The following is a 23,681-nucleotide window of genomic DNA, read 5'->3' on the forward strand; positions in this document are numbered from 1 at the left end:
AGCGGGGACGTGCTCGTGGCCGGGCCGGTACCGGCCGCGCGGGCGCGCAACCGGCGGCCGTACGCCGTGGTCGCGGGGCTCGTGCTGAGCTTCAGCTTCTTCACCCTCCTCGGGGTGACGATCATCTCCGCCCTCGGTCTGCCCGACGACATCCTGCGGTACATCGGCCTGGTGATGCTGGTCCTGATCGGGCTGAGCCTGGTCTTCCCGCCGGTCGAGCGGCTGCTGGAGCGGCCCTTCGCGCGGATTCCGCAGCGGCAGGTCAACAAGGAGGGCAGCGCGTTCTTCCTGGGCCTGGGGCTCGGACTGCTGTACGTCCCCTGCGCGGGTCCCGTGCTGGCGGCCATCACCGTGGCCGGCGCACGCGGTGAACTCAACCTGGGCATCGTCGCGTTGACGGTCTCCTTCGCTGTCGGCACGGCGCTGCCCCTGCTGGTGTTCGCGCTCGCCGGACGACGCGTGGCCGAGCGGATCACCGCTTTCCGCAAGCGGGCCCGGAGCCTGCGGATCGTGGCGGGCTGCCTGATGATGGCCCTCGCGCTCGCCCTGGCTTTCAACGTCACCGACGCGATCCAGCGGGCGCTGCCGGACTACACCTCGGCGGCGCAGAAGAAGGTCGAGGACAACTCCGTAGCCCGGCAGCAGCTTTCGGGCCTGTACGACAACTCCAACAAGGAACTGTCGCGCTGCGCGGACGGCGTCGACGAACTGCGCTCCTGCGGGCAGGCGCCCGCCATCGCCGGGATCACGAAGTGGCTCAACACCACCGGTGGCCGGCCGGTCGACCTGAAGAAGGAGCACGGCAAGGTCGTACTGGTCGACTTCTGGACCTACTCGTGCATCAACTGCCAGCGCAGCCTGCCGCACATCGAGGCATGGAACCGCGCCTACAAGAGCGCCGGTCTCGAGATCATCGGGGTCCATTCGCCGGAGTTCGCCTTCGAGAAGAACGCGTCCAACGTGGCCGACCAGTCACGGAAGTTGGGCGTCACCTATCCGGTCGCCCTCGACAACAAGCTGACCACCTGGGACAACTACCGCAACCGGTACTGGCCCGCCAAGTACCTGATCGACGCCAACGGCACCGTGCGCTACTTCAAGTTCGGCGAGGGACAGTACGCGCAGACCGAGAACCTGATCCGCACGCTGCTCAAGCAGGCGAACCCCAACGTCCAACTGCCCCCGACGACCGACCAGAAGGACACGCAGCTCACGAAGGGCCGCACTCCGGAGACCTATCTGAGCAACCTGCGCATCAGCGGCTACGTCGGTGACCCGCTGCTGCACGACAAGCCCAAGGCCTACCGGTTCGCCAGCGACGTCCCGGTCAACAGGCTCTCCCTGGACGGCACGTGGACGGCCGGCTACCAGTACTTCACGGCGGGCGACCACGCACGGCTCGCCTTCACCTACCGGGCGAAGAACGCCAACGTCGTTCTCGCGGGCAAGGGTTCGGTCAGCGTCCTGGTCGACGGCAAGGTCGTGAAGACGATCCAGGTCGAGGGAACACCCACCCTGCACCGGCTCGTCGACGACGACACGGCCCGCACCGCGCATCTGGAACTCCGGTTCACGCCCGGCATCCAGGCGTACTCCTTCACCTTCGGATGAGCCGTCCGGGCTGAACAGCCTCCCGCCACACAACTCAACCGCCTTCCGCCCCAGGCCACTTCAGGTGCCTGGGGCGGAAGGCGTTCACGCGGTGTGTCCCTGCCCCTGGGACTGCTCCAGCTCCAGCTCCCGCTTGAGGTTGCGCAGGGTCGTCTCGATGTTGCGGGACTGGTAGTCGGCGAACGTCTTGCCTGAAGTGACCGCACGGTCAAAGGCGTTGGCCACGAACGTCGGCCAGGCGCGCCGGTCATCGGTCCAGGTCTCCGTCACCCGGGTCCCCTCGGCGACGGGTTCGAAGCGGTACTCCCAGCTGGCGATCGGACCGCGCAGCCGCGGACGGCGGCGTCCGATCGCATGGACGCGGAAGGCGAAACGCCGGCCGGGATCGGCCGCGGTGACCGTGCACCGCGTCACCCAGCGGAACCGGCCCCGCTTGTTGCGCCCGACGAACGTGGTGCCCAGCGTCGCGGCCTCCCCGCCCGCCGAGTCGGCCGTCGTCCCCAGGTTCTCGGGGCTCCAGCGACCCATGTCGCCGGGACGGCTCACGGCCTGGTAGACGGCCTCGGGGGAGACGCCGACGACGATGCTCCCACTCACGGTGAACAGACGGACCACGGGACTGCCTCTCGCCGGAACATGAAGCTACTGATGAGTAAGAATCATGGCAGGTCGTCGGGGGGTGGTGCGGTGCGGGGGGTGACCGAGGTGAAAGGCGCGCAGCAATGAGGGGCGAGGCCATCGGCGCCTCGCCCCTCACTGTCTCCCGTTTCCCCGTCACAGGAGCCGTACGGCCGGGCGCCGTGACATCAGGAACCCGGCCTGCTGGTGGTCCGTCAGCTGGTGGGCATCAGGACGGTGTCGACGATGTAGACGGTGGCGTTGGAGGTCTTGACGTCACCGCAGACGACCTTGGACGTGCCGTTGACGGTGTAGGACTCACCGGAACCGGCCGTGGTCAGCTTGGACTTCTCCAGCGTGGTGAAGGAGCCCTTCTCCAGGTCCTTGGGGGTGAGCGGCTGACCCACGACGTGGTAGGTGAGGATCTTCGTCAGCTGGGCCTTGTCGTTGAGGACCTTGTCCAGGGTGGCCTTCGGGATCTTCGCGAAGGCGTCGTTGGTCGGCGCGAACACGGTGATGTTCTGGGCGTTGTTGAGGGTGTCGACCAGACCGGCCTTCTTCACCGCGGCCACCAGCGTCGACAGCGCGGGGTTGTTGGACGCGGCGGTGGCCACCGGGTCCTGAGCCATGCCGTCGAAGGAACCGGAGCCGCTCTTCGGCACGGCGGCACACCCCGTACCGAAGGGCTGACCGGACATCGTCGCACCGGCACCGGTCATGCCGTTGTCGGCGGCGGTCGCGGTCGAGGACGCCTTGGTGGAGGCGTCGGACTTCGCGGAGTCGCTGCCGCCGCTGCCGCAGGCGCTGAGGGCCAGCGGGAGCACCGCGGAGGCGGCGAGGACGACGGCGGTACGGCGCATACGGATGCGGGTGGTCATGGTGTTTCTCCTGTTGCTCGTGCGGCACGTGCCGGCAGAGGGGGGTGAGAAAGGTCGTTCGTGGTCAGCCGGGCCGACGCGTCGAGAGGCCCGCGCCGACGTACCGGAACCGCCGTGCGAAAACCGCACCGTGCGCATTCCGGACCGGGGGATCTGCTCGTCGTCGGTCACGTGGGGAATCCGGTTCCGAAAGCCCGGCGGATTGGCCGTTTGCCCGATCTGATGAAACTTTCTCCCAGACCAATCCGCGGGCAGAGCGGCTACGGATATACGGGCTTGTGGAATTGCCGTATCCGAGGAATTGGCGAAAGGGGTCAGGCCCCTCCGGGAGATCAATCGCGCCGCGCGCCGCACGACCGGCAGGGCGCCGCACCCCGCTCACCCACCCCGGCAACCCTCGCCCGGGCGAGGTGAAATGATCCGGACCATGGACCAACCCCCGTACTCGGCCGCCTGGTTGTCCCGTTGGCGCGAGGAGATCACGGACGCGGTCGGCGCGATGGTGGTCGCCTTCGAGGAGACACACGGATATCCCCCCGGCCGTAACGAGATCCGCGTCGCCGATGACGACGATCGCCGGGCCGCCCGCGAGTACGCCCGCGAGACCCTGGGGTTCGAGGAGTTGCGGACGTTCTACGCGTCCATCGGCGAGGTCGTCCTGTCCGACGTCGGCAACGGCTACTTCATCCACGCGGCGCGAGACGTCCTGGACCAGCTGGCGGAGGACGGCGATGTCGCGATCCCGGCCGCCGACGACCCGCTCGGCATGGTGATCGGCTCCGACGGAGGGGGCCGCCTGTACGTCGCCGACTGGGGCGGCGCGATCCACCGGTCCCGGACGGCCGCCGTGGACGAGGGACAGTTCGACAAAGTCGCCGAGGACCTGCCCGAGTTCCTTGATCTCATCCGCAGGTCCGTGACCCGATTCGTGGAGACGGGGGAGACCGGCTCCCTATGAGCGCGCGGAACGGCACATGTCGGAGACGCCGACCGCCACGACTCTTCAGGGGACGGGCGCCGCGGACGGGTCCCTGCACCGGCGAACCAGGTGGCCACTGCCCGGATCATGGGCGCGACCAAGCCGCACCACCTCGCGGACGCCGGCACCACGCTCGACATCACCCTCACGACTGAGAAGACCGACTCCCTCGAAGCGCCCTGCATGACGCGGCGCACCACGTCCTCCCAGAGCGAGCCGTAGTCGCGGGCGGGCTCAACTCCGCGCTCTCCCGGCCGGGTTCGGCCTTCCCGCCTCGCCGATGCTCCGACCTGGCGGACCGCACACACGCGGCGTGGACCGCGTTCATCCGCGACGGCGTCCCGGGCCGGCCCCGCTACGACCTCACAGCCCGCACCACCGCCGTCATCGACGAGCACTGGAGCACAACCACCAGTACCGGCCACGGCGACCGCGTCCCGACCACACCCTGAGCCTCCTCGGCCAGGGGCGACACGGCAGGCACTCACGGTCGTTACCCGTCCGGAGAGTTGTTCTTAGGTGGCGGGAGAGTCGGTATGAGGCAGTTTCCCCTGGAGGCGCTCGACTTGGCGCCCGGGCGGTTGGTGGAGTGGCGGCTTCATCGGACGGGGGAGCGGGGTGGCGGCGGTGGTGAAGGGCCGGTCAGGCGGGCCTCGTTCAACCAGGACAAGCACTTCACCGTGGCCGAGGAAGGGCGGCGCGAGGACGACGAGTTCTCGTCCTGGCTCGCGGTCACGTTCGAGGTGCCGGGCGCCCTCGACCGGCGGGCACTGGAGTCCGCCCTGCTGCACTTCGCCCGGCGGCATGAAGTGCTCCGGTGCGAATTCCGGCGCCTGGCGGGGGAGTTGGCGTGCGAACCGCTGCGGCCTGAGGACATCGGGCTGATCGCCGTCGACGTAGGGGAATTCGAATCCACCGAGGAACTCCGGACGTTCCTGGGCGACGGTTTCAAAGAGCGGATCGACACGCTTTCGTGGCCGCTGTTCCTGATGGGGGCCGTGGTCCGGGACGACGTCTCGACGGTGTATCTCGCTTTCGACCACATCGTGTGCGACGGAATGTCGATGCCGAACGTGGTCAGCGACGTCCGCACCGCGTACGCCTCTTATGCGGCCGGACGTGACGTCGTACTCCCGACGGCCGGAAGTTATCTGGACTTCGCGCAGGAACAACGCCACCACTATCTCTCCATCAGCGAGTCGGACAGCCGGCTGGACTACTGGAAGTCGTTCATCGCGCGGAACGGAGAGTTCTTCCCGAGATTCCCGCTCGACCTCGGCATCGAGCCCGGCCGCACCTATCCCACGGTCAACGAGGCGGGCCCGCTGCTCGACGCCCGGCAGACCGCCGATCTGGAGAGCCGCTGCCTCGCCGTCGGCGGGAAGGCGTTCATGGGGGTGCTGGCCGCCGTGGCGATCGCGCTGCGGCAGGCGGGCGGTCCCGGGGTCTACCGCGGGCTGATGCCGGTCAGCGAACGCGGCCGGGGCGACTGGCTGCACTCGATGGGCTGGTTCGTGAACACCATGCCCATCGAGTTCTCCGTCGCCGAGGACGAGGACTTCGCCGACGTGCTGGCGAACGTGCGGGCCGGCTTCGCGGAGATGCTGCGCAGCGTCGACGTACCGTTCGTCCGGGTGTGGGAACTGCTCGCGCCGGACGAGTTCGCGCTGCGCACCTGGCCGTTCCCGGTGAACTTCTTCTCCTACGTCGACATGCGCAAGTGCCCGGGCGCGGAGCACCACGAGGACTGGCGGCCCACGGCGCACGTCTGGGCGTCCCGCTCCAACGGGACCTCCTCCTGGTTCCAGCGGGACACCTCAGGCCTGCACATCAACTCGATCTACGCCGACACACCGCAGTCCCGCCGCACGATGACGGACCTCCGCCGGAGGCTGCGCCGCGTCCTGCTGGAGATCTCACGCTGCGGCACGATCCCGGTCCAGCGGAACGGCGATTGGGAGTTTCTGCATACCCGCGCGTATTCAAGGTAGGAGCGAGGGGGAGAGACGGCGGAGGCCGTGGCCGGGGAGTGACGTCCGGTGACGCGGAGTGCTGACGGACCCGGGTCACCCGGTGCGTACCGAATCTTGAGACACGCTTTACGCGCCGCACGCAACTGCCGCCCCCGCAGTCGCTGTCTGACAGTGAGTCGGGCCCGTCAGGGCCGGGGAACCAAGAGAGAGTGGGGCACGTCGTGGGACGGCGCAAGGGCAGCATAGGGATCGCACTCGTCACGGGTGCGGTGCTGGTGGGCGCGAGTGCCTGCGGCGGGGGTGGCAGCGACAAGGCGAGCGGCGGCGACGCGAAGGCGTCGGACAAGCCGACCGTGAGCACCTCTCCGTCGCCGACGAAACCCGCCGGCCCGCCGATGCTGCTGGACACGATCACCCCGCAGACCGGCACCACGGTCGGCGTGGCCATGCCGATCTCGGTGATCTTCACCAACCCGGTGTCCGCCAAGGCGCGTGCCACCGTCGAGAAGCACATGAAGGTCAGCGCCTCGCAGTCGGTGGTCGGCGCCTGGCACTGGATGGGCGACAAGCGCGCCGACTGGCGCCCGAAGACGTACTGGCCCTCCGGCACGACCGTGAAGATCGACGCCGACATGACGGGCGTCAGCAACGGCAACGGCCGCTACGGCGTGCACAACTACACCCACACCTTCAAGGTCGGCGACGACGTCCGCGCCGATGTCTCGGTCACCGATCACACCATGAAGGTGACCAAGAACGGCCAGGCCGTGCGCACCCTGTCGATCAACGCGGGCAGCGCCCAGTACCCGACCTGGGACGGCACCATGGCCGTCATCGACAAGCAGGAGAAGGTCCACATGACCTCCTGCAGCGTCGGCATCAGCTGCGACAAGGGCAGCCCCAACTACTACGACCTGACGCTGCCCTGGGACATCCACCTCACCCAGTCCGGCACCTACGTGCACTACTCGACCGGCGACCCGAACCCCGGCACCGGCAGTGCCCGCGGCTCGCACGGCTGCGTCCACCTGTCGCTGTCGGACGCCAAGTGGTTCTACGGCCAGGTCAAGCAGGGCGACCCCATCACGATCACCGGCTCGCCCCGCGGCAAGGCCCCGGCCGACAACGGTTACGCCGACTTCAACCTCGACTGGTCCCAGTGGCTCGCGGGCAGCGGTTCCGGCGAGGGGGCGACCGCCGCGCTGTGACGCACCGCTCCGACGAACTCAGGGCCGCCCATCGCGAGACGGGCGGCCCTGAGCCGTATGCGGACCGGTGTCAGCAGGTGCGGCCCGTGTAGTGGGCGCCCTGGATCTTGCGGGCGGAGCCCAGCCAGGTCGTGCCCCGCGCCACACACCGCTCGTAGTCGCGCGCCCGGGCGACCTCCACCTTGATGACGACCTGCGAGCCGTCGGTGGTGCAGTGGCGGTAGAAGGCGTCGGACCCGGTCTCGTAGAAACCGCAGGGCTCGCCCGAGGCGGCGGGGCTCGCGGCGGCCACCGCGCCCAGCGAGGTGAGCACGAGGGCGGCGGCACCGAGGGCGCTGGTCACCGTACGACGAAGACGCAAAGGGACTCCTTGGTCAGGGGAGAGGTCGGTCCTGGAAGGGCTGTCGCCGTGGATCGGCGGACAGCCGTTCCAGGATCGCCGCGGTGACCGGCGGGGCCGGTCGGATGCCGGCGCGTTCACCCGGCGAATCGATTTGTCGCTCCGTCGATCGGATGGTTCCGGCGGCGGGACCGCATGGATCGCCGCCGCACGGAACCGGTCGTCGTGAGGTGTGCCGGCCGGCTACGCCCAGCAGCCGTTGACCGTGGCCGCGAGACCGTCGAGGGCGTCCTTCGTGGCGTCCGGGGCGGCCGTGGAGTTGTTCTCGATGAACGAGAAGATCTTCCAGCGCCCGTCCTCGGCCTTCGTCAGGCCGCTCAGCGCGATCGCGCCGGTGAGCGTGCCCGTCTTGGCGCTGACCTTCCCCACGGCGCACTTCGAGTCCGCGGTGTCGAAGCGGCCCCACTCCGGGCCCAGCGTCGAACCCGCCTCGCCCGAGACGGGCAGCCCGTCCACGATGTACTTCAGAGTCGGGGCGTTGGCCGGGTCGTCGGCCACGTCGAGGATGTCGGCGATCGTCCGGGCCGGGATCCGGTTCGAGCGGGACAGCCCGCTGCCGTCGTGGATCTCGTAGTTGGTCAGCGATATGCCGTACCGCGTGAGGACCTCGCGGACGACCGCCGTGCCGTCCTCGAAGGTGGCCGGGCGGCCGGCGGCCAGCGCGGTCATCCGGAGCAGGGTCTCGGCGAAATCGTTGTCACTCACCTTGAGCATGTGCTCCACGATCGCCGACAGCGCCGCGGAGTCGTGCTGCGCCACGGGGACGGCGCCGGTGCCCGCGGTGGCGTGCGCGACGGTCCCGGTGACCGTCACCCCCTGCCGCGCGACGAGCTTCGCGAAGATCTGACCGGCGTCCAGCGACGTGTCCGTGACATGGCGGCCGTCCACCACGAGCGCCCGTACCGGCGCGATGGAGTCGGGGTAGTAGCCGTCGTTCCAGCCGGTGGCGAGCGTGGGCTCGGGGAAGAGGCTGTCGTCGACCGCCACCTTCACCGACGTCAGGCCCGCGTTCTTCAGGCCCGCCACGGCAGTTGTCGCCATCGCGGTGAGGTCGGCGGTGGTCAGGGTACGGTCCCCGCCACCGACCAGGGTGAGGGTGCCGTTGTCGTAGACGACCTTCGTCGTGAAGTGGTGGTCGGGGCCGAGGATCGTCAACGCGGCCGTGGACGTGCCGAGTTTGGTGTTGGACGCGGGCATCAGCGCCGTGGTCGCGTCATGGCCCCAGATCGGCGTCTTCTCCGTGGAGTCGATGACGACACCGCTGAACGTGCTGCCCAGACGCGTGTCCTGGACCCGGGCGTCGAGATTGTCCGCGATCTTCTGCTCCGCCGGGTCGAGCGTCGCGGTGTCGGACGTGCCCGCGGTCTGCCCTGCGGCGAAGGCGGAGCCGCCGAACAGGATCGTGCCGGCGACGGGAGCGGCCACGACGATGACGGCGGCGCGGCGGAGCGCCGGACTGACGGGTCTGCTCTTGCGGTGGCGTCCGCTGATGCCGTCTACGGAGGGGGAGTTGGGCATGTAGGCCTCGCCGCGGGGTGTGGAGGTGGGGGACAAGATCCAATGGATCACGCAAAGGAAACTAACAGTTCCGAGGGTTCCGTCGCCGGGCGATCGGCCATGCCGTGCCCCTGACGCACATCGAAGTGCCCGCAGGGGGCACGCGACAGTACGGGACGTGCACCGAGCGTCCGCGTTCCGGACCGTCCGGCGTCACCGGGAAGGCATCATGACCTCGTCGCACACGCACAAGTGGGGCCTGCGGAGGGCGAGTTCCACCGCGCGGAACCACGCGCCGGGGCAGGCCGAGGGAAAGCAGGCGCTGGCCGTCACCGGCCGCGCCGGATTCGTCGCACGCGGCGTCGTCTACGTCCTCGTCGGCGCCCTCGCCCTGCAGATCGCGTTCGGCGGCGGGGGCCGCGAGGCGGACCGGCAGGGCGCGTTGCAACAGGTCGCCGCGCAGCCCTTCGGCAAGGTGATGCTGTGGCTGCTCGTCATCGGCTTCGGCTGCATGACCATCTGGCGCGCCTCCGAGGCACTCCTCGCCAACGGCCCGAAGAAAAAGGTCGGTTCACGCCTGATGAACGCCGGCCGGGCGGTGTTCTACGGCTTCGTCTGCTGGGGTACGGCGTCCTTCGCGGCCGGCACCGGCGGCTCGTCCGGCAGCGACGCCAAGTCGCAGGACTGGACCGCCTCGGCGCTGAAGTGGCCGGGCGGGCAGTGGCTGGTGGGTCTCGTCGGCTGCGTCCTGATCGGCGTCGGCGTGGTCCTCGCGGTGCGTGCCCTGATGCGGCGCTTCCTGCGGAAGCTGGAGACCGGGCGGATGAGCCGCCGGGTGCGGCAGGTCGTCACCGTGCTGGGTGTGGGCGGTGGTGCCGCGCGCGGTGCCGTGTTCGCCGGGGTGGGTGTGTTCGCGCTGGTGGCCGCGATCCGCTTCGACCCGCATCAGGCCAAGGGCATGGACGCGACCCTGCGCACCTTCGCGCACACCCCGGCCGGGCCGTGGCTGCTGGTCGCCGTCGCCGTCGGGCTGGTCCTCTTCGGCGGCTTCTCCTTCGCTTCGGCGCGCTGGCGGCGCCTGTGAACCCTGGCGCACGACAGCGTCGTAGACCATGTGAAATGGCGTGAAACCAGGAGGTATTCACGCGACGGCGGTGGCTCGCGGGAAAGTTTTCGGGGCCACTGCGGAATTGTGAGGTCCAGGGAGACATGCATGGGCCGGAAGGGGGCACGCGACGTTCGTCCTGTTCTCCAGCTAAGGCGGCATCGTGGCTTCCTCCGTGAACGCCCTCGAGGCAACTGCTCCTGTCCGCACGGGAGCCCCGGAGGTCATCGACGACCTTCCGTGGATCGAGGACGGGGCCAAGGTCGCTCCCAAGGACGCCCGCGCGCTGTCCAAGCTCTTCCTCGACCGGCTCCAGGAGCTGGAGGAGGGCACCCGCGAGCACCAGTACGCGCGGAACACCCTCATCGAGATGAACCTCTCCCTCGTGTCCTTCGCGGCGCGCCGGTTCCGCAACCGGGGCAGCGGCGACATGGAGGACGTCATCCAGGTCGGCACGATCGGGCTGATCAAGGCCATCGACCGGTTCGACCTGACCCGCGAGGTCGAGTTCACCTCCTTCGCGATCCCCTACATCCTCGGTGAGATCAAGCGGTTCTTCCGCGACACCACCTGGGCCGTACACGTCCCGCGCCGCCTCCAGGAACTCCGGGTCGACCTCGCGAAGAGCAAGGAGACCCTCGCCACCGAGCTGGGCCGCACCCCCACGGTCAAGGAACTCGCCGCCCACCTGGAGCTGTCCGAGGACGAGATCATCGAGGGCCTGGTCGCCGCGAACGGCTACGTCGCCGGCTCCATCGACACCCCGAGCGGCGACGACGAGGCCGACAGCGCGCCGAAGTACGCCGACACGATGGGTGACGACGACCCGGCGATGGAACTCTTCGAGGACCTGCACACCCTCGCCCCGCTGCTCCAGCAGCTCGACCCGAGGGAGCGCACCATCATCGAGATGCGCTTCGGCCAGGAGCTGACCCAGGCGGAGATCGGCCGCGAGCTGAACCTCTCGCAGATGCACATCTCCCGCCTGCTCAACCGCACCCTCGCCAAGCTGAAGACCGGCCTGCTCCCCACGTGATCCCCCCGCCCGACAGCTTCCACCTCGCGCGGCCCCGAAAGGATCACTCCGCATGAGCACCACGAGCACCGACCACGATCCCCTGCACCAGCCCGCCGCACCGATCGTGACGGAGCCGGTCCCCGACCTCCAGCTCCAGCTGCTGGTACGGCTGATCGCCCAGGACCCGCAGGCAGCCCTGCCCGTCACCCTCACCGTCGGAGGAGCCTTCCTCCACGGCGACCTCATCTCCCACGAGGCGTGGACCACCGACTGGGCACGCAGCCTGCACGGCATGGAGGGCTCCGGCGCCCAGCTGCTGGAGCGGTTCCCGCAGCAGGTCGACGAGGTCGTCGAGGACCGGCAGGGCGGACCCGTCCCGCAGCGCCTGCCGCAGTGGATCCACCTGCGCGACGCCACCGGGGTCGCCGGAGGCGGCGGGACCGTCGTCATGCCCCTGTGGCGCGGACGGCTCACGGACGTCTCCGGCTGGTCCCTCGGCAAGCCGAAGCAGGCCTGAATCACGCCGCCACGGAGTGGGCACGACGGGTGGAGCGGGCAGCGGTCTGTGAGGATGAGCCGCATGGGTACGCGGAGCAGGAACCATGTGACGGTGTCGGGCCGGGCCGGAGGGCCGGTCGTGATGCTGGCGCACGGGTTCGGCTGCGACCAGCACATGTGGCGGCTGGTGGTACCGCTCCTGGAACGCGACTTCACCGTGGTCGTCTTCGACCACGTGGGCGCGGGACAGTCCGACCTGTCGGCCTGGAGCCCGGAGCGCTACGCCACGCTCGACGGCTACACGGACGACGTGCTCGCGATCTGCAGTGAGCTGGCGCTCGGCCCGGTCACGTTCGTCGGGCACTCCGTGAGCGCGATGATGGGCGTCCTCGCCGCCGCCCGCGAACCGGACGTATTCGCCGGCCTGGTGCTGCTCGCCCCCTCGCCGTGCTTCATCGACGACCCGGCGACCGGCTACCGCGGCGGCTTCAGCGCCGACGACATCGACGAACTCCTGGAATCGCTGGACGCGAACTACCTCGGCTGGTCGGGCGCCATGGCACCGGTGATCATGGGCAACCCCGAACGCCCGGAACTGGGCGAGGAGTTGACCAACAGCTTCTGCCGCACCGATCCCGACATCGCCCGTGTCTTCGCCCGCGTCACCTTCCTCTCCGACAACCGCGAGGACCTCGCGAAGGTCACCGTGCCCACCCTGGTCGCCCAGTGCTCCGTCGACGCCATAGCGCCCCCGGAGGTCGGAGCGTTCGTGCGGTCCCGCATCCCGGGCAGCCGGCTGGTCACCCTGGACGCGACCGGGCACTGCCCGCAGCTCGCCGCCCCCGAGGAAACGGCCGCCGCGATCACCGACTTCGTCCGAGCCGTGCACTGATGGGTGCCGGCGGCGACGGCGAGAGCGGCGATCACCGGCCGTCCGACAGACACCACGGGACACCGCCCGGCCAACAGCCGGGTACCGACCACGCGGCGTTCTCCGCACTCCTGGAGGACAGCGCCGAGGACCTGTACGAACACGCGCCGTGCGGCTACCTCTCCACCCTGCTGGACGGCACCATCGCCAAGATCAACACGACGCTGCTCGACTGGCTCGGCTACGACCACGGCGACCTGGTCGGCCGCAGGACCTTCTCCGACCTGCTGACCGTGGGCGGCCGCCTCTACCACGAGACCCACTTCGCCCCGCTGCTGCGCATGCAGGGCGAGGTCAGCGGCATCGCCCTCGAACTCAAGGCGAGGGACGGCACCCGGCTGCCCGTGCTGGTCACCTCCACCGTCAAGACCGGCGGCGACGGCCAGCCGCTGCTGATCCGCACCACCGTCTTCGACGCCCGCGACCGCCGCGCCTACGAGACGGAACTGCTGCGCGCCCGGCAGGAGGCGGAACTCGAACGCGAGGGGCTCAAGCGCCTCAACGCCACCCTCCAGCAGACCCTGCTGCCCCCAACTCTCGTGAACGTACCGGGACTTGACGTCGCCGCGCACTACCACGTGGCCTCCACCGACATGGTCGGCGGCGACTTCTACGACCTCTTCCCGCTCACCGCCGGCACCTGGGGGCTGTTCCTCGGCGACGTGTGCGGCAAGGGCGCCGCGGCGGCGGCCGTCACCTCGCTGGCCCGCTACACACTGCGCGCGGCCGCCGTCTACGACCCCGACCCGGCCGCCGTCCTCAGCAACCTCAACACCGTCCTCAACCACGAGTACAACGGCCACGACCCCCGGTTCTGCACCGTCGTCTTCGGCCTGCTCACCCCCGAGGGCGACCGCGGCGGCTTCCGCATCACCCTCGCCAGCGGCGGCCACCCCCCGGCCCTGCTGCTGCGCGCCGACGGCAGCGCCGACCATGTGGAGACACCCGGCGGCCAGCTCATCGGCGTGCTGCCCGACGCCCACATCGCCACCGCCACCGTGCACCTGGCCGCCGGTGACACCCTTCTGCTGCACACGGACGGCCTCACCGAGACCCACCCGGACCGCACCGGCGACGGCGACCGCTACGGCGACGAGGCCCTTCTCGACTTCGCCCGCGCCCTGGCCCCCACCACCGCCTCCGCGGCCGTCGCCGCGATCCGCGACCTGCTCGACACCTTCGGTACCGGCGTGGACGACGACACCGCCGTCCTCGCCATCAACGTGCCCCGACCCACCAGCGAAGAGCAGCCGTGACCCAACTCGCCATCCGCACCCGGACCACGCCCGCGGGCCCCGTCGTCGAACTGGCCGGGGAACTCGACTACGACAGCTTCTCCGAGGTGCGCGACCTGCTCCCAGGGCTGGCGCTCCAGGACGGCCAGCAGCTCGTCGTCGACCTGGCCGGTGTCACGTTCTGCGACTCGAGCGGCATCACGGCCCTGCTCGCGGCCCGCAACCACGCCCTCGCCGCCCGGGCGACCATCGCGCTGGCGGCGGTCCCCGCGCACATCAGCCGCATCTTCCAGATGGTCGGCCTCGACCGGGTCTTCCCCGCCCACGCCACCGCGCAGGAGGCGGAAGCGACCTGGACACCGCCTGCCGCACACCCCTGAAGCGTCAACGGGTCAGGTAGAACCGGATGGTGGTGCCGTCCGGAGCCGTGTGGACACGGACGAGATCGGCGATGTGATGCACCAACAGCAGCCCCCGCCCGCCGGGTTGGTCGCGTGACGCGGGTCGACGGCCGGCCAGCGCGTCCATGAACCGCCCCTGGTCCCGCACCTCGCAGACGACCCGCTCGTCCTCGGCCCAGATCCGCAGCGTCCCCGAACCGCCGCCGTGCAGCACGCTGTTGGTGGTCAGCTCCGCGACGGCCAGCGTCAGATCCTGCAGCCGTACGCCCGCGAGACCCAGCCGCTCGGCCTCCTGCACCGCGAAATAGCGGGACTTGGGGAGCTCGCCCGCGTCGAACGCGACGGACGCGGCACCCGGCGGATGGGGGAGCGGCTCGTTGTAGCGGGCGATCGCGCCCTGCGGATCGTAGGCGGCGCTGGGCAGTTGGGCGTCCCCGTCGATGAGGACCGGATGCGTGGTGCGGGCGTCGGCGAGCACCCCGGGCGCCAGCCGGTCCGCGTCGTACGGGCACAGGATCGTCACGTCACGGTCGGCGAACGCGGAGTTGATGAGCGCCTCGTGCTGCACGCACGCCGGGTACTCGACGGCACTGCGGCCGGGCCACATCGGCTCCCCGACGATCCGCACCCGGCGGCCGGCATGGGCGTCGGCGAAGGCCCGCAGCACGCCGGGGATGATCCGCCCGGGATTGCGCCCGACCTCGGTGATGTCGAGGAACCGCACACTGTCGGCACCCGCTCCGAGTCCGGCCCTGAGCAGGTCGAGATGTGGGCCGGGAACGGCGACCGCGACGGCCTCCCCGGCGGCCAGCCCCTCCCGCAGGAAGGGGACCGTACCGGCCGTGTACTGCTCCTCGCCCCGGTAGAACAGCGCGGGATGCGCGAACGGTCGACCCCTGGTGGCCGTACTCATCGCACCGCCACCTCGATCCTTGTCGGGCCGGGACAGGAGATGTCCACGGCGTGCGATGACAAGGCGGACGACGGTCACCGCACCCGCAGTCTACGGGGGCAGCGGAAACGGGGTGGGGGCACCGACGGATTGTCGGTGCCCCCACCCCGCGGTACGCCGGGTCGATCAGGTGCGCGGGTTCCCGTAGTAGCCGCCGACCTGGTCGTGGTAGCCGGCGTCACCCACGTGCTTGTCCTTGTCGAACTCCGGGGAGTTCTTGATCTCTTCCTTCGTGCGGCCGACGTGGATCGTCCGCTCCGCGACGTCGATGGACGCGATCGTCCCGACGGGCAGCAGTACGTGCTTGCCGAAGATCCACACACCGGTGTCCACGACGATGTACATCGCGCCGACGTCCTCGGAGTGCTTGTCGACCTTGCCGATCGAGCCGTCGGTCGCCTCGACCTTGAATCCGGTCAGGTCGGTACCGGCCTGGTGACCCGACTCGGCCTGGTAATCCCACATGTTGTCCGCCATGTCAAACCTCACTTTAGGATGGGAGAAATATCGGGGAACGTTGAATTCCGCGAAATCGTGGATATCCGCGCAGCGATTTATGCGCTACCAGCGGTACCAGCGTCCTCGACGGCCACCGGCACCCGTCGAGCGCGCCACAAAGCCCAGCAGCCACAGCACGAGAACGACAATGGCGACCCACCAAAGAATTTTGATGGCGAATCCGGCACCGAAAAGAAGCAGTGCCAGCAGAAGAACCAGTATCAAGGGAACCATGTTTATCAACCTCCAGGCGTCCGAGTGCCCTGCCGGAAATGATTCATGCGCCGGAGGCAGCGAAATAACGCGGGAGGGAGGAGAAGGCCTGCTCGCGGAGTGTTTCCGCTCCGCGAACCGGCCTACGGGGCGGGCCTGTCGAGGTCGAGCCGTCCGACGCGGGTCACGTTCTCCCGGTCCTCGGCGTCCGCGCTGGGCTCGGCCGCGAACCACGCGTCGAGGATCTCCTTGAGCAGCGGCTCGGACGTCAGCCGCAGACTGAGCGCCAGCACATTGGCGTCGTTCCAGCGGCGCGCACCGTCCGCCGTGTAGGCGTCCGCGCACAGGGCCGCCCGCACCCCCGGCACCTTGTTCGCGGCGATCGACGCGCCCGTCCCGGTCCAGCAGCACACGACCGCCTGGTCCGACACCCCGTCGGCGACCTCACGCGCCGCCACCTCCGAGCACACCGCCCACTGCGGGTCGTCCCCGGGCCGCAACGCCCCGTGCGCCACCACCTCGTGACCCCGGCCGCGCAACTCCACGACGAGCGCCCGCGCCACAGGTTCGTCCATGTCCGAGGAAACAGAGATCCGCATGGACCGGAGGCTACTCAGCCGACGACCGCCGGGCCATCCCGGAGCACGCGCGGGAAGCGGCCCCCGCCGGGCCACGGACAACCGCGGTCCTACGACCCGGCGGGGGCCGGTACCGCTACGACCGGCGCCAGTTCTGGTTGGCGCCGCCGGTGCAGGTCCAGATGTCCAGTGCCGTGCTGTTGGCCGTGCCGTGGCCGACCGCGTCCAGGCACTTTCCGGAGCCGACGTTGACGACACTGCCGTCGGCCCGCACCCGCCACTGCTGGTCGGCACCGCCGTCGCAGTCCCGGATCTCCACCGGGCTGCCGTCGGCGGTCGCACCGCCCGTGACCTCAAGGCACTTGGAGTCGTAGACGGTCAGCTGGTTGGTGGTCGTGGACGTCCAGGTCTGGTTCGTGCCGCCGTTGCAGTCCCACAGGGCGGGCGCGGTGCCGTTGGTCTGGTTGGCACCCGGGACGTCGACGCAGCGGCCGGACTCCTGGCCCTTGAGGGGCGCAGCGACCGCGCCGCGCAGCCAGCTCTGGTTGGTGCCGCCGGTGCAGGTCCACAACTCCAGCAGGGTGCCCGGAGCGGTGGCCTCCGCGGTGGCGTCCAGGCACTTGCCCGAGGCGGGGTTGACCACTCTGCCGTCGCTGCCCACCGTCCACTTCTGTGCCGCGGAGTTGTCGCAGTCGCCGATCTGCACGGGGGTGCCGTCGGCCGTGCTCCCGCCCTTGGCCTCCAGGCACTTCGCGCCGCCGTAGACGGTGAGTTGGGCCGCGGGTGTCAGGGTCCAGGACTGGTTGGCGCCGCCGTTGCAGTCCCAGAGGGCGAGTTGCGTGCCGTTGGTCCGGCTCGCCCCGGGGACGTCCGCGCACAGGCCGGACTGGCGGCCCTTGAGGATGCCGGTGTGGTCGCCTGGCGGGTTCGCGGTGACGGACAGGTTGTCGAACTGGTCGGTCTGGTAGCCCACCACCCCGATGCCGATCTGGCCCGCCGCATACGAACTGTCATCGGTTGCGCCGAGGTTGACCCCGTCCGCGGTGACCGTGATCCGGTCGCCGGAGAAACCGAGGGCGAGGGTGTGCCACGCTTGCGTGCCGAGCGCGGCCCTGGTTCCGGAGAGCAGCGTGGTCAGGGTGCCGGCCGCCGAACTCTTCACCAGGGACCAGGCGCCCGTGTCGCTCACCCGGAACAGATAGGCGGCCTGGTGGCTCTGCGGGCGGTTCTGGGTGTTGGCCCGGCCCAACAGCTCGACCGTGCCCGCCTGTTGGAGGTTCACATCGGCCTTGACGGTGTAGTCGGTCCAGGTCGGATCGCCGAGCAGCGAGAAGGAGTCGGAGTCGTCCTGCCACTCGATCGGCTTGACCGGCGTCACCTGCTGCACACACTGCCCGCCACGGCCGTCCGCGCACGGGCGCGCCTCGAACGAGCCCTGCATGTCGGACAGATACGTGGCCTCCGTCCCGGAGACATCGTTGTCGAAGGAGTCGGTGTACGGCAGCGCGAGGGCGTGCGCGGCCGGCCCGGTGGCGGTGCCCTTGCCCTGGCCGGTGGTCGTGGTGACCGTGTAGATCCACCCCGGTTGCAGCGTCAGCGAGTACGCGCCTCCGGTCGGGGTGACGTCCTGGGTGTGCACGAAGTCCGTTGCCGCACTGGGGCTGTTGACCCGGGTCGCCCACACGTGCGCCGCACCGGTGGAAAGACCGCCCCGCACCTGGACGTCGACCGTCTGCGCGGCCGTCGCGGTGGTGGTCTCAAGGACCGTGGAGTAGTCCGACCCGTTCGGTGACTTCAGCGTGGCGTACGTGCCGTTGGACTCGGTGCCGCCGAGGTAGCCCGACGCGGAGTCGATGAACTTCCAGCCCGGCTGGGCGAATTGGGTGACCTGCGCGGTCGCCCAGGTGTTCTCGCCGATCGAGTAGCTCCCGGACCAGGGCGAGTTCGCGGTGGCCAGGCCGACCGTGCCGTAGGGCAGGTTGGGGTAGATGGCCGCGACCAGCGGCCAGTTCAGATAGGCGGTCATGCGGGCGTCCACGTAGCCGCGCACGATCGAGCGGATCAGCGCCGGTGCTCCGGCGTCCATGTCCAGGGAGCCGTTCTCCGACGCCCACAGCGGTCGGCCGTTGTTCTTCGCGGTGGTGGTGCTGGAGCAGGTGTCGGCGCTGCCGCCGTCACCGCCCGCGCAGGGGTAGTGGGCGCCGATGACCGACACGGCGTTGTTGAACGACGCGTCGGCCGCCATGTCGTCGGCGACGCTCCAGCCCGAGTCGTCGGCGACGATCTGCACGCTGCCGTACCCCGCGCTGTCGAGCGCGGACCTCAACCGGACGTACCAGGCCGCGTCGTGACCCCGCTCGTTCCAGCCGCCGAGATAGCTGATCGGCAGACCGTGCTGTTTGGCGCAACCCAGCCAGGAGATCAGGTAGTTGATGGTGTCGGTGGACCAGAAGCCGCCGCTGATCCAGCCGGGGGCGGCCCATGCCAGGCCGTACAGCTTGATGTTCGGGTTGCGGGCCTTGGCCTGCTCGGCGAGCCAGAACTCGTAACCGGCGTCGCAGTTGATCTGGCCCTTGGTGTGCTCGATGGACGGCTCGGAACCGTCGGTCGAGTTGGCGTCTCCGCCGATCTCCAGCTTGAGCAACTGGAGGTTCGCGCCGTAGCCCGGCTTGAACAGGTAGTCCAGGATCTGCGACTGCTGGGCGGGCGGATAGTCGCGCAGCAGACGGGAGTTGCCCCCGCCGCCGCTGATCGCGCCGATCCCGTCGAACGTCCGGCCGCTCTGGCCGCCGTCCACGGTGATCGAGGTGGCCGCTGCTGCCGCCAGGGCCGGTTGCGCACCTGCCGAGCAGAGGGCGGCGACCAGCGCCATGACCCATAAGGGCAGAAGGCATCTCAGAGTTCTTCTCACGGTGTCGTCCTTCTCCAGCGGGGGGTGAGGACAGTTGGAGAGAGCGCTCTCAGACGCGGGGCGCGGTCCCGACTGTCCGTGGAGGTTTGGGCGACAGTGTGGAGTCGTGTTGACTAATCGTCAAGGTATAGGCCCGGCTTGCCCCAAGGCCTATACCTGCTCTTGAATCCGGGCCCGGACCGCTTTCGGTTCTGTTCGTTCATGTCGCTGTCCGGTTTCCGCCCCGCTGACCGGAGCGGGGTCAGCGGACGACGTCGAGGACGTTCAGCTGCAGGCCGTTGGCGTACACCGCGTGCTCGACCAGCTTCAGCTTCTGGGTGTCCTTGTCGGTCGCGGGGAACAGCCGCTTCCCGGCGCCGAGCAGCAGTGGGTAGACGAGCAGGTGGTAGCGGTCGACCAGACCGGCGTCCGCGAGGCCGTGGTTCAGGGCGGCGCTGCCGTGCACGGTGATCGGGCCGCCGTCGGTCTCCTTGAGGGCGGCGACCTCGTCGAGCGAGCGCAGGATCGTGGTCTCGCCCCAGTTCGGCACGAGGTCGTCGTCGGTGAGCGTGGTGGAGACGACGTACTTCGGCAGGCTGTTGTAGTGGGCGAACTCCTCCATGCCCGGCCACACCGGGCTGAACGCCTCGTAGCTGGTCCGGCCCATCAGGATCGCCGTGGACTCCAGCTGCTCGCGCCCCTTGATGTCGAAGGCCTCCGGCAGGAAGTCGACGTCCTTGAAGGTCCATCCGGCGTTGCGGTAGCCGGGCTCGCCGCCCGGGGCCTCCATGACGCCGTCGAGGGAGAGGAAGGCGGTGCTGATCAGGGTGCGCATGGTGGGGTCCTCGGGGTGGACGGGTGCTCTGTGTGCGGACCACTCCAGGATCCAGCCGACAAAAAAAATTGTCAAGGCGGAGGAAGTTGTCGGGTGGGAATGGTCTCGCGCATCCGGGTAGGGACAATGTCGTGACAAGGAGCAGGAAGGGAGATCCCGCATGGCCGGACTCGCGGTCCCGATGTGGGACGTGAGCAATGGGCAGGGGCTGCGCCAACTCGCCGAACTGGGGCTCGCGCTGCTGCTGTCGACCCTGATCGGCTGGGAGCGCGCGGCACAGCAGAAGAGCGCCGGGCTGCGCACGCACACCCTGGTCGGGATCGCGAGCGCGCTGATGATGGAGGTCTCCCAGCACGGCTTCACGAACGTCCTCGGCCTGGACAACGTCTCCTTCGACCCGTCGCGCGTCGCGGCCCAGATCGTCTCCGGTATCGGCTTCATCGGCGGCGGCCTGATCTTCGTACGCCGGGACGCGGTGCGCGGGCTGACGACCGCCGCCACCATCTGGCTGACCTGCGCCGTCGGCATGGCCTGCGGCGGCGGCCTGCCGATACTGGCGCTGGCCACCACCGCCGTGCACTTCCTCGTCGTACGCGGCTACCCCCGGCTCTTCGCGCACCTGGCACCCGGCGTCGACCCGGCGACCTTCGAGGTACGGCTGACCTACCGCACCGGCACGGCGCTGCTGCCTCAGCTGATGGAGACCTGCACGCGGCGGGGTTTCCGCATCCACGAGGTCAAGGTCGACCGGCTGCCCGAGCGCGCCGATCCGGCCGCACAGGTCCTGCTCCGGCTCGAAGGCACCGCCGACGCCGGGCAGCTGACGTCCGAGCTGTTCCAGAACGACGGCGTGACAGAGGTCGAGCTGACGGCCGCCACGGACGACGAATAGAGCGCGTACCGGATGAAGCGGACAGGCCTGTCTCCGGCTATACATCGTGCGTATACGTCGCGTGTATAGTCCCGGGTCATGGCAACCGCGACCGCGTCCCCTCGGGACACCCCCGTCACCGTCCTCACCGCGACCGCGGCCTTCGGGCTGCTGCTCGGCTGGGCGACGTACACCTTGCACGGCACGACACCCCTGCTGGAGCGGGCGACCAACTCGGTGTCCGCCTGGATCATCTGGACCGCCGCGGCCGGTGCCCTGATCCGGTCCCGGCCGCTCGCCGTCTGGGGCGGGGCGCTGATGATGCTCGCCACCTGCGTCGGCTACTACACGGCCTCCACGCTCGGGGACACCTTCGGGACCGGCGGGCTCGGCAGCGCCGCCGTGTGGTCGGTCGCGGGGCTGGCCGGCGGGCCGCTGCTGGCGTGGGCCGGGTGGACCGTGCGGCGCGGGCCGGAGCGTGTGCGGCCGGTGGCCGGGGCGGTCGTCGCGATGGTGGTGCTGGGTGAGGCGCTCTGGCTGGGTCTGACCCTCCACTACTGGGACGACGCGACCGCGTTCCTGGTCGTCGGCGCGCTGCTCGTCGCTCTCCTGACCGGCTACCTGACGCGCGCCGGAGTGCGGCGCGCCTGGCTGTGCGCCGTGCTCGCACCCGTCGGCGGTCTCGTCTTCTACCTCGCCGAGAAGGGGATCCTCGACGGCCTGCTCGGTTCGGTGTGAACCGGCGCGCCTACGGCACCGGCCCCGCCGTCCCCTGATCGTGCGCGCCACTCCACTCGCGGTACGCGGCCACGGCCGTCGGCAGGGTCGGGAAGATGTGGTCCGCGCCGACCGTGTCCGCCAGGCCGTACGCCTTCAGGTCGGCCAGCAGGTCCTGTTTGACCCGGGCGAGGGCGAACACCACGCCCCGGTGGGTGAGTTCGCGGCGGAGTTCGTCGACCGCGTCCAGCGCGGTGATGTCCACCTCGACATTGGCCTCGGCGTTGAGGACGAACCAGCGGACAGGGACGGCCTGTTGGGCCACGGCGGCCAGGGCGCGGCGGCGGAAGTTCTCCGCGTTGGCGAAGAACAGCGGTGAGTCGTAGCGGTAGACGAGCAGGCCGGGGACCGTGCGGGCCTGCGGGTAGTCGTCCACGTCGTGCATGCCGGCCACGCCCGGGACCAGGCCCTCGACGGCGTCGTGCGGACGGGCCACCCGGGTGAGGAGTTCGGCCACCGACAGGCCCACGGCGACGATCACGCCGTAGAGGATGTCCAGGGCGAGGACTCCGGTCAAGCAGCCCAGGGCGAGCAGGAGTTCGCGGCGGCGGAAGGTGGCCAGGCGGTGGAAGCCGGTGAGGTCGATCATGCGGACGGCCGCGTAGACGACGAGGGCGCCGAGGACCGCCGAGGGGGTGCGGGACAGCAGGGGGCTCAGGAAGAGCAGGACCGCGAGGACGACCGCTCCGGCGATCAGTGAGTACGCCTGGCTGCGGGCGCCCGCCGAGGCGGCCAGGGCGGTGCGGCTAGCGCTGCTGCTCACCGGGAAGCCATGGAGCGCTCCGGCGCCGAGGTTGGCCGCGCCCAGGGCCAGGAACTCCTGGTCTGCGTCGAGACCTGGGCCGTCGTCGTCCTCGTCGCCGCCGGTGAAGGCCCGTGCGGTGAGGATGAAGTCGGTGTAGGCGACGAGCAGGACACCGAGGGCGGGCAGTACCAGGTGGGGGAGTTGGGCGAGGTCCGGCAGGCCGAGCGTGGGAAGTCCCGCCGGGACGTGGCCGATCACCTTGATGCCGTAGCGGTCGTCGAGGTCGAGGACGGCCACGGCCGCCGTGCCCAGCACCACGGCGAGCAGCGGTCCCGGGACCATCCGGGACAGCCGTGCCACCGTGAACAGGAACGCGAGCGTGACGGCGGCGAACAGCAGGGTGGGCCCGTGGAGTTGGTGCAAGTGCCGCAGAAAGGACCAGAGTTGGGGGAAGAACGCCGAGCCGGTCGTCGACACCCCGGTGAGCTTGGGGAGTTGGTCCACGATCATGATCAGGGCGACGCCCGCCAGATAGCCGATCAGGACCGGTCGGGAGAGGAGATCGGCGACGAAGCCGAGCCGTACCGCCCACGCGGCGAGGCAGAGCAGGCCGACCGTGACGGCGAGGGCGGCGGCCAGCGTGGCGTAGCGGCCCGGGTCACCGGCCGCGAGCGGGCCCACCACCGTCGCCGTCATCAGCGCGGTCGTCGACTCGGGGCCCACCGAGAGCAGCCGGGACGAGCCCAGCACGGCGTACAGGGCGAGCGCGGGCAGGATCGCCCACAGGCCCGCGACCGGTGGCAGCCCGGCGACGCCGGCGTACGCCATCACCTGCGGGACGAGGTAGGCGGCGACCGTGACCCCGGCCAGCAGGTCGCCGCGCAGCCAGGATCGCCGGTAGCCGGCCAGTGACGCGATGCCGGGCGTCAGGCGCCGCCAGTCCAGGGCGCGCCCGCTGGGGGACACGGTG

Annotated in this window: 24 protein-coding genes; 13 read left to right on the top strand and 11 right to left on the bottom strand. The window is 69.9% G+C overall.

Translation table 11 applies throughout. The features are described 5' to 3' along the window. The first annotated feature begins 15 nt into the window (after positions 1-15). A complete protein-coding gene (locus OHT77_RS40625; RefSeq protein WP_328833358.1) occupies positions 16-1,611 on the top strand; it encodes a redoxin domain-containing protein in 1,596 nt (531 codons plus the stop codon). 84 nt (positions 1,612-1,695) lie between these two features. On the opposite strand, the gene OHT77_RS40630 is transcribed toward OHT77_RS40625, so the two are convergent. Both OHT77_RS40630 and OHT77_RS40635 read right to left on the bottom strand, forming a co-directional pair. Next, complete coding sequence (locus tag OHT77_RS40630; protein ID WP_328833359.1) at positions 1,696-2,226, bottom strand: SRPBCC family protein; 531 nt, start codon at positions 2,224-2,226, stop codon at positions 1,696-1,698. A 218-nt stretch (positions 2,227-2,444) separates the two neighbouring features. Then, on the bottom strand, positions 2,445-3,107 hold the full coding sequence (locus OHT77_RS40635; RefSeq protein WP_328833360.1) for a fasciclin domain-containing protein: 663 nt from the start codon (positions 3,105-3,107) through the stop codon (positions 2,445-2,447). A 427-nt stretch (positions 3,108-3,534) separates the two neighbouring features. On the opposite strand from OHT77_RS40635, the gene OHT77_RS40640 reads away from it, so the two are divergent. From OHT77_RS40640 to OHT77_RS40655, 4 genes are all read left to right on the top strand, one after another. Next, positions 3,535-4,065 (top strand): hypothetical protein, encoded by a 531-nt coding sequence (locus tag OHT77_RS40640; RefSeq protein WP_328833361.1) that lies wholly within the window; start codon positions 3,535-3,537, stop codon positions 4,063-4,065. 108 nt (positions 4,066-4,173) lie between these two features. Continuing rightward, positions 4,174-4,308: a hypothetical protein gene (locus tag OHT77_RS40645; RefSeq protein ID WP_328833362.1), complete on the top strand. Its 135-nt coding sequence runs from the start codon at positions 4,174-4,176 to the stop codon at positions 4,306-4,308. 314 nt (positions 4,309-4,622) lie between these two features. After that, the gene (locus OHT77_RS40650; RefSeq protein WP_328833364.1) at positions 4,623-6,077 is read left to right on the top strand and encodes a condensation domain-containing protein; all 1,455 of its coding nucleotides are present in this window, start codon (positions 4,623-4,625) and stop codon (positions 6,075-6,077) included. Positions 6,078-6,280: 203 nt separating this feature from the next. After that, positions 6,281-7,267, top strand: coding sequence for a L,D-transpeptidase (locus tag OHT77_RS40655; protein WP_328833365.1), 987 nt, complete (start codon positions 6,281-6,283; stop codon positions 7,265-7,267). A 70-nt stretch (positions 7,268-7,337) separates the two neighbouring features. Here the strand turns inward: OHT77_RS40655 and OHT77_RS40660 are convergent, their stop codons facing one another. Together OHT77_RS40660 and dacB are read right to left on the bottom strand one after the other, a co-directional pair. Continuing rightward, positions 7,338-7,628 carry a DUF6355 family natural product biosynthesis protein gene (locus OHT77_RS40660; RefSeq protein ID WP_328833366.1) on the bottom strand — a complete coding sequence of 97 codons (291 nt, stop codon included), beginning with the start codon at positions 7,626-7,628 and terminating at the stop codon, positions 7,338-7,340. 222 nt (positions 7,629-7,850) lie between these two features. After that, complete coding sequence (gene dacB, locus OHT77_RS40665) at positions 7,851-9,185, bottom strand: D-alanyl-D-alanine carboxypeptidase/D-alanyl-D-alanine endopeptidase (protein ID WP_328834473.1); 1,335 nt, start codon at positions 9,183-9,185, stop codon at positions 7,851-7,853. A gap of 208 nt (positions 9,186-9,393) precedes the next feature. On the opposite strand from dacB, the gene OHT77_RS40670 reads away from it, so the two are divergent. The 6 genes from OHT77_RS40670 to OHT77_RS40695 all read left to right on the top strand — a co-directional run bounded on the left by OHT77_RS40670 (position 9,394) and on the right by OHT77_RS40695 (position 14,331). Then, positions 9,394-10,248: a DUF1206 domain-containing protein gene (locus OHT77_RS40670; protein WP_328833367.1), complete on the top strand. Its 855-nt coding sequence runs from the start codon at positions 9,394-9,396 to the stop codon at positions 10,246-10,248. Positions 10,249-10,429: 181 nt separating this feature from the next. Next, the gene (locus OHT77_RS40675) at positions 10,430-11,305 is read left to right on the top strand and encodes an RNA polymerase sigma factor SigF (RefSeq protein WP_402413535.1); all 876 of its coding nucleotides are present in this window, start codon (positions 10,430-10,432) and stop codon (positions 11,303-11,305) included. A gap of 52 nt (positions 11,306-11,357) precedes the next feature. Further along, positions 11,358-11,804 carry a hypothetical protein gene (locus OHT77_RS40680; protein WP_328833368.1) on the top strand — a complete coding sequence of 149 codons (447 nt, stop codon included), beginning with the start codon at positions 11,358-11,360 and terminating at the stop codon, positions 11,802-11,804. Positions 11,805-11,867: 63 nt separating this feature from the next. After that, entirely contained in the window at positions 11,868-12,677 is an 810-nt protein-coding gene (locus tag OHT77_RS40685; RefSeq protein ID WP_328833369.1) for an alpha/beta fold hydrolase, read from the top strand. After that, a complete protein-coding gene (locus tag OHT77_RS40690) occupies positions 12,677-13,972 on the top strand; it encodes a PP2C family protein-serine/threonine phosphatase (RefSeq protein ID WP_328833370.1) in 1,296 nt (431 codons plus the stop codon). Before OHT77_RS40685 ends, OHT77_RS40690 begins: the two co-directional genes overlap by 1 nt. Next, the gene (locus OHT77_RS40695; RefSeq protein WP_328833371.1) at positions 13,969-14,331 is read left to right on the top strand and encodes an STAS domain-containing protein; all 363 of its coding nucleotides are present in this window, start codon (positions 13,969-13,971) and stop codon (positions 14,329-14,331) included. Before OHT77_RS40690 ends, OHT77_RS40695 begins: the two co-directional genes overlap by 4 nt. A gap of 4 nt (positions 14,332-14,335) precedes the next feature. Here OHT77_RS40695 and OHT77_RS40700 read toward each other — a convergent pair whose 3' ends face one another. From OHT77_RS40700 to OHT77_RS40725, 6 genes are all read right to left on the bottom strand, one after another. Beyond that, positions 14,336-15,265 carry an anti-sigma factor RsbA family regulatory protein gene (locus tag OHT77_RS40700; protein WP_328833372.1) on the bottom strand — a complete coding sequence of 310 codons (930 nt, stop codon included), beginning with the start codon at positions 15,263-15,265 and terminating at the stop codon, positions 14,336-14,338. A 165-nt stretch (positions 15,266-15,430) separates the two neighbouring features. Then, positions 15,431-15,781 carry a PRC-barrel domain-containing protein gene (locus tag OHT77_RS40705; RefSeq protein WP_328833373.1) on the bottom strand — a complete coding sequence of 117 codons (351 nt, stop codon included), beginning with the start codon at positions 15,779-15,781 and terminating at the stop codon, positions 15,431-15,433. Between the two features lie 84 nt (positions 15,782-15,865). After that, a complete protein-coding gene (locus OHT77_RS40710) occupies positions 15,866-16,036 on the bottom strand; it encodes a hydrophobic protein (RefSeq protein WP_328833374.1) in 171 nt (56 codons plus the stop codon). 122 nt (positions 16,037-16,158) lie between these two features. Next, positions 16,159-16,614: an RpiB/LacA/LacB family sugar-phosphate isomerase gene (locus OHT77_RS40715; protein WP_328833375.1), complete on the bottom strand. Its 456-nt coding sequence runs from the start codon at positions 16,612-16,614 to the stop codon at positions 16,159-16,161. A gap of 115 nt (positions 16,615-16,729) precedes the next feature. After that, positions 16,730-19,465: a ricin-type beta-trefoil lectin domain protein gene (locus tag OHT77_RS40720; protein ID WP_328833376.1), complete on the bottom strand. Its 2,736-nt coding sequence runs from the start codon at positions 19,463-19,465 to the stop codon at positions 16,730-16,732. A gap of 280 nt (positions 19,466-19,745) precedes the next feature. Continuing rightward, positions 19,746-20,318, bottom strand: a complete 573-nt coding sequence (locus OHT77_RS40725; RefSeq protein WP_328833377.1) for a dihydrofolate reductase family protein — start codon at positions 20,316-20,318, stop codon at positions 19,746-19,748. Positions 20,319-20,478: 160 nt separating this feature from the next. On the opposite strand from OHT77_RS40725, the gene OHT77_RS40730 reads away from it, so the two are divergent. Further along, complete coding sequence (locus OHT77_RS40730) at positions 20,479-21,210, top strand: MgtC/SapB family protein (protein WP_328833378.1); 732 nt, start codon at positions 20,479-20,481, stop codon at positions 21,208-21,210. Between the two features lie 78 nt (positions 21,211-21,288). After that, positions 21,289-21,927 carry a DUF6518 family protein gene (locus OHT77_RS40735; protein WP_328833379.1) on the top strand — a complete coding sequence of 213 codons (639 nt, stop codon included), beginning with the start codon at positions 21,289-21,291 and terminating at the stop codon, positions 21,925-21,927. Positions 21,928-21,937: 10 nt separating this feature from the next. Here the strand turns inward: OHT77_RS40735 and OHT77_RS40740 are convergent, their stop codons facing one another. Further along, positions 21,938-23,677 carry a SulP family inorganic anion transporter gene (locus OHT77_RS40740; RefSeq protein WP_443048179.1) on the bottom strand — a complete coding sequence of 580 codons (1,740 nt, stop codon included), beginning with the start codon at positions 23,675-23,677 and terminating at the stop codon, positions 21,938-21,940. Between the last annotated feature and the right edge of the window lie 4 nt (positions 23,678-23,681).

The sequence above is a fragment of the Streptomyces sp. NBC_00252 genome (genome assembly GCF_036187565.1).
Taxonomy (GTDB): Bacteria; Actinomycetota; Actinomycetes; order Streptomycetales; family Streptomycetaceae; genus Streptomyces.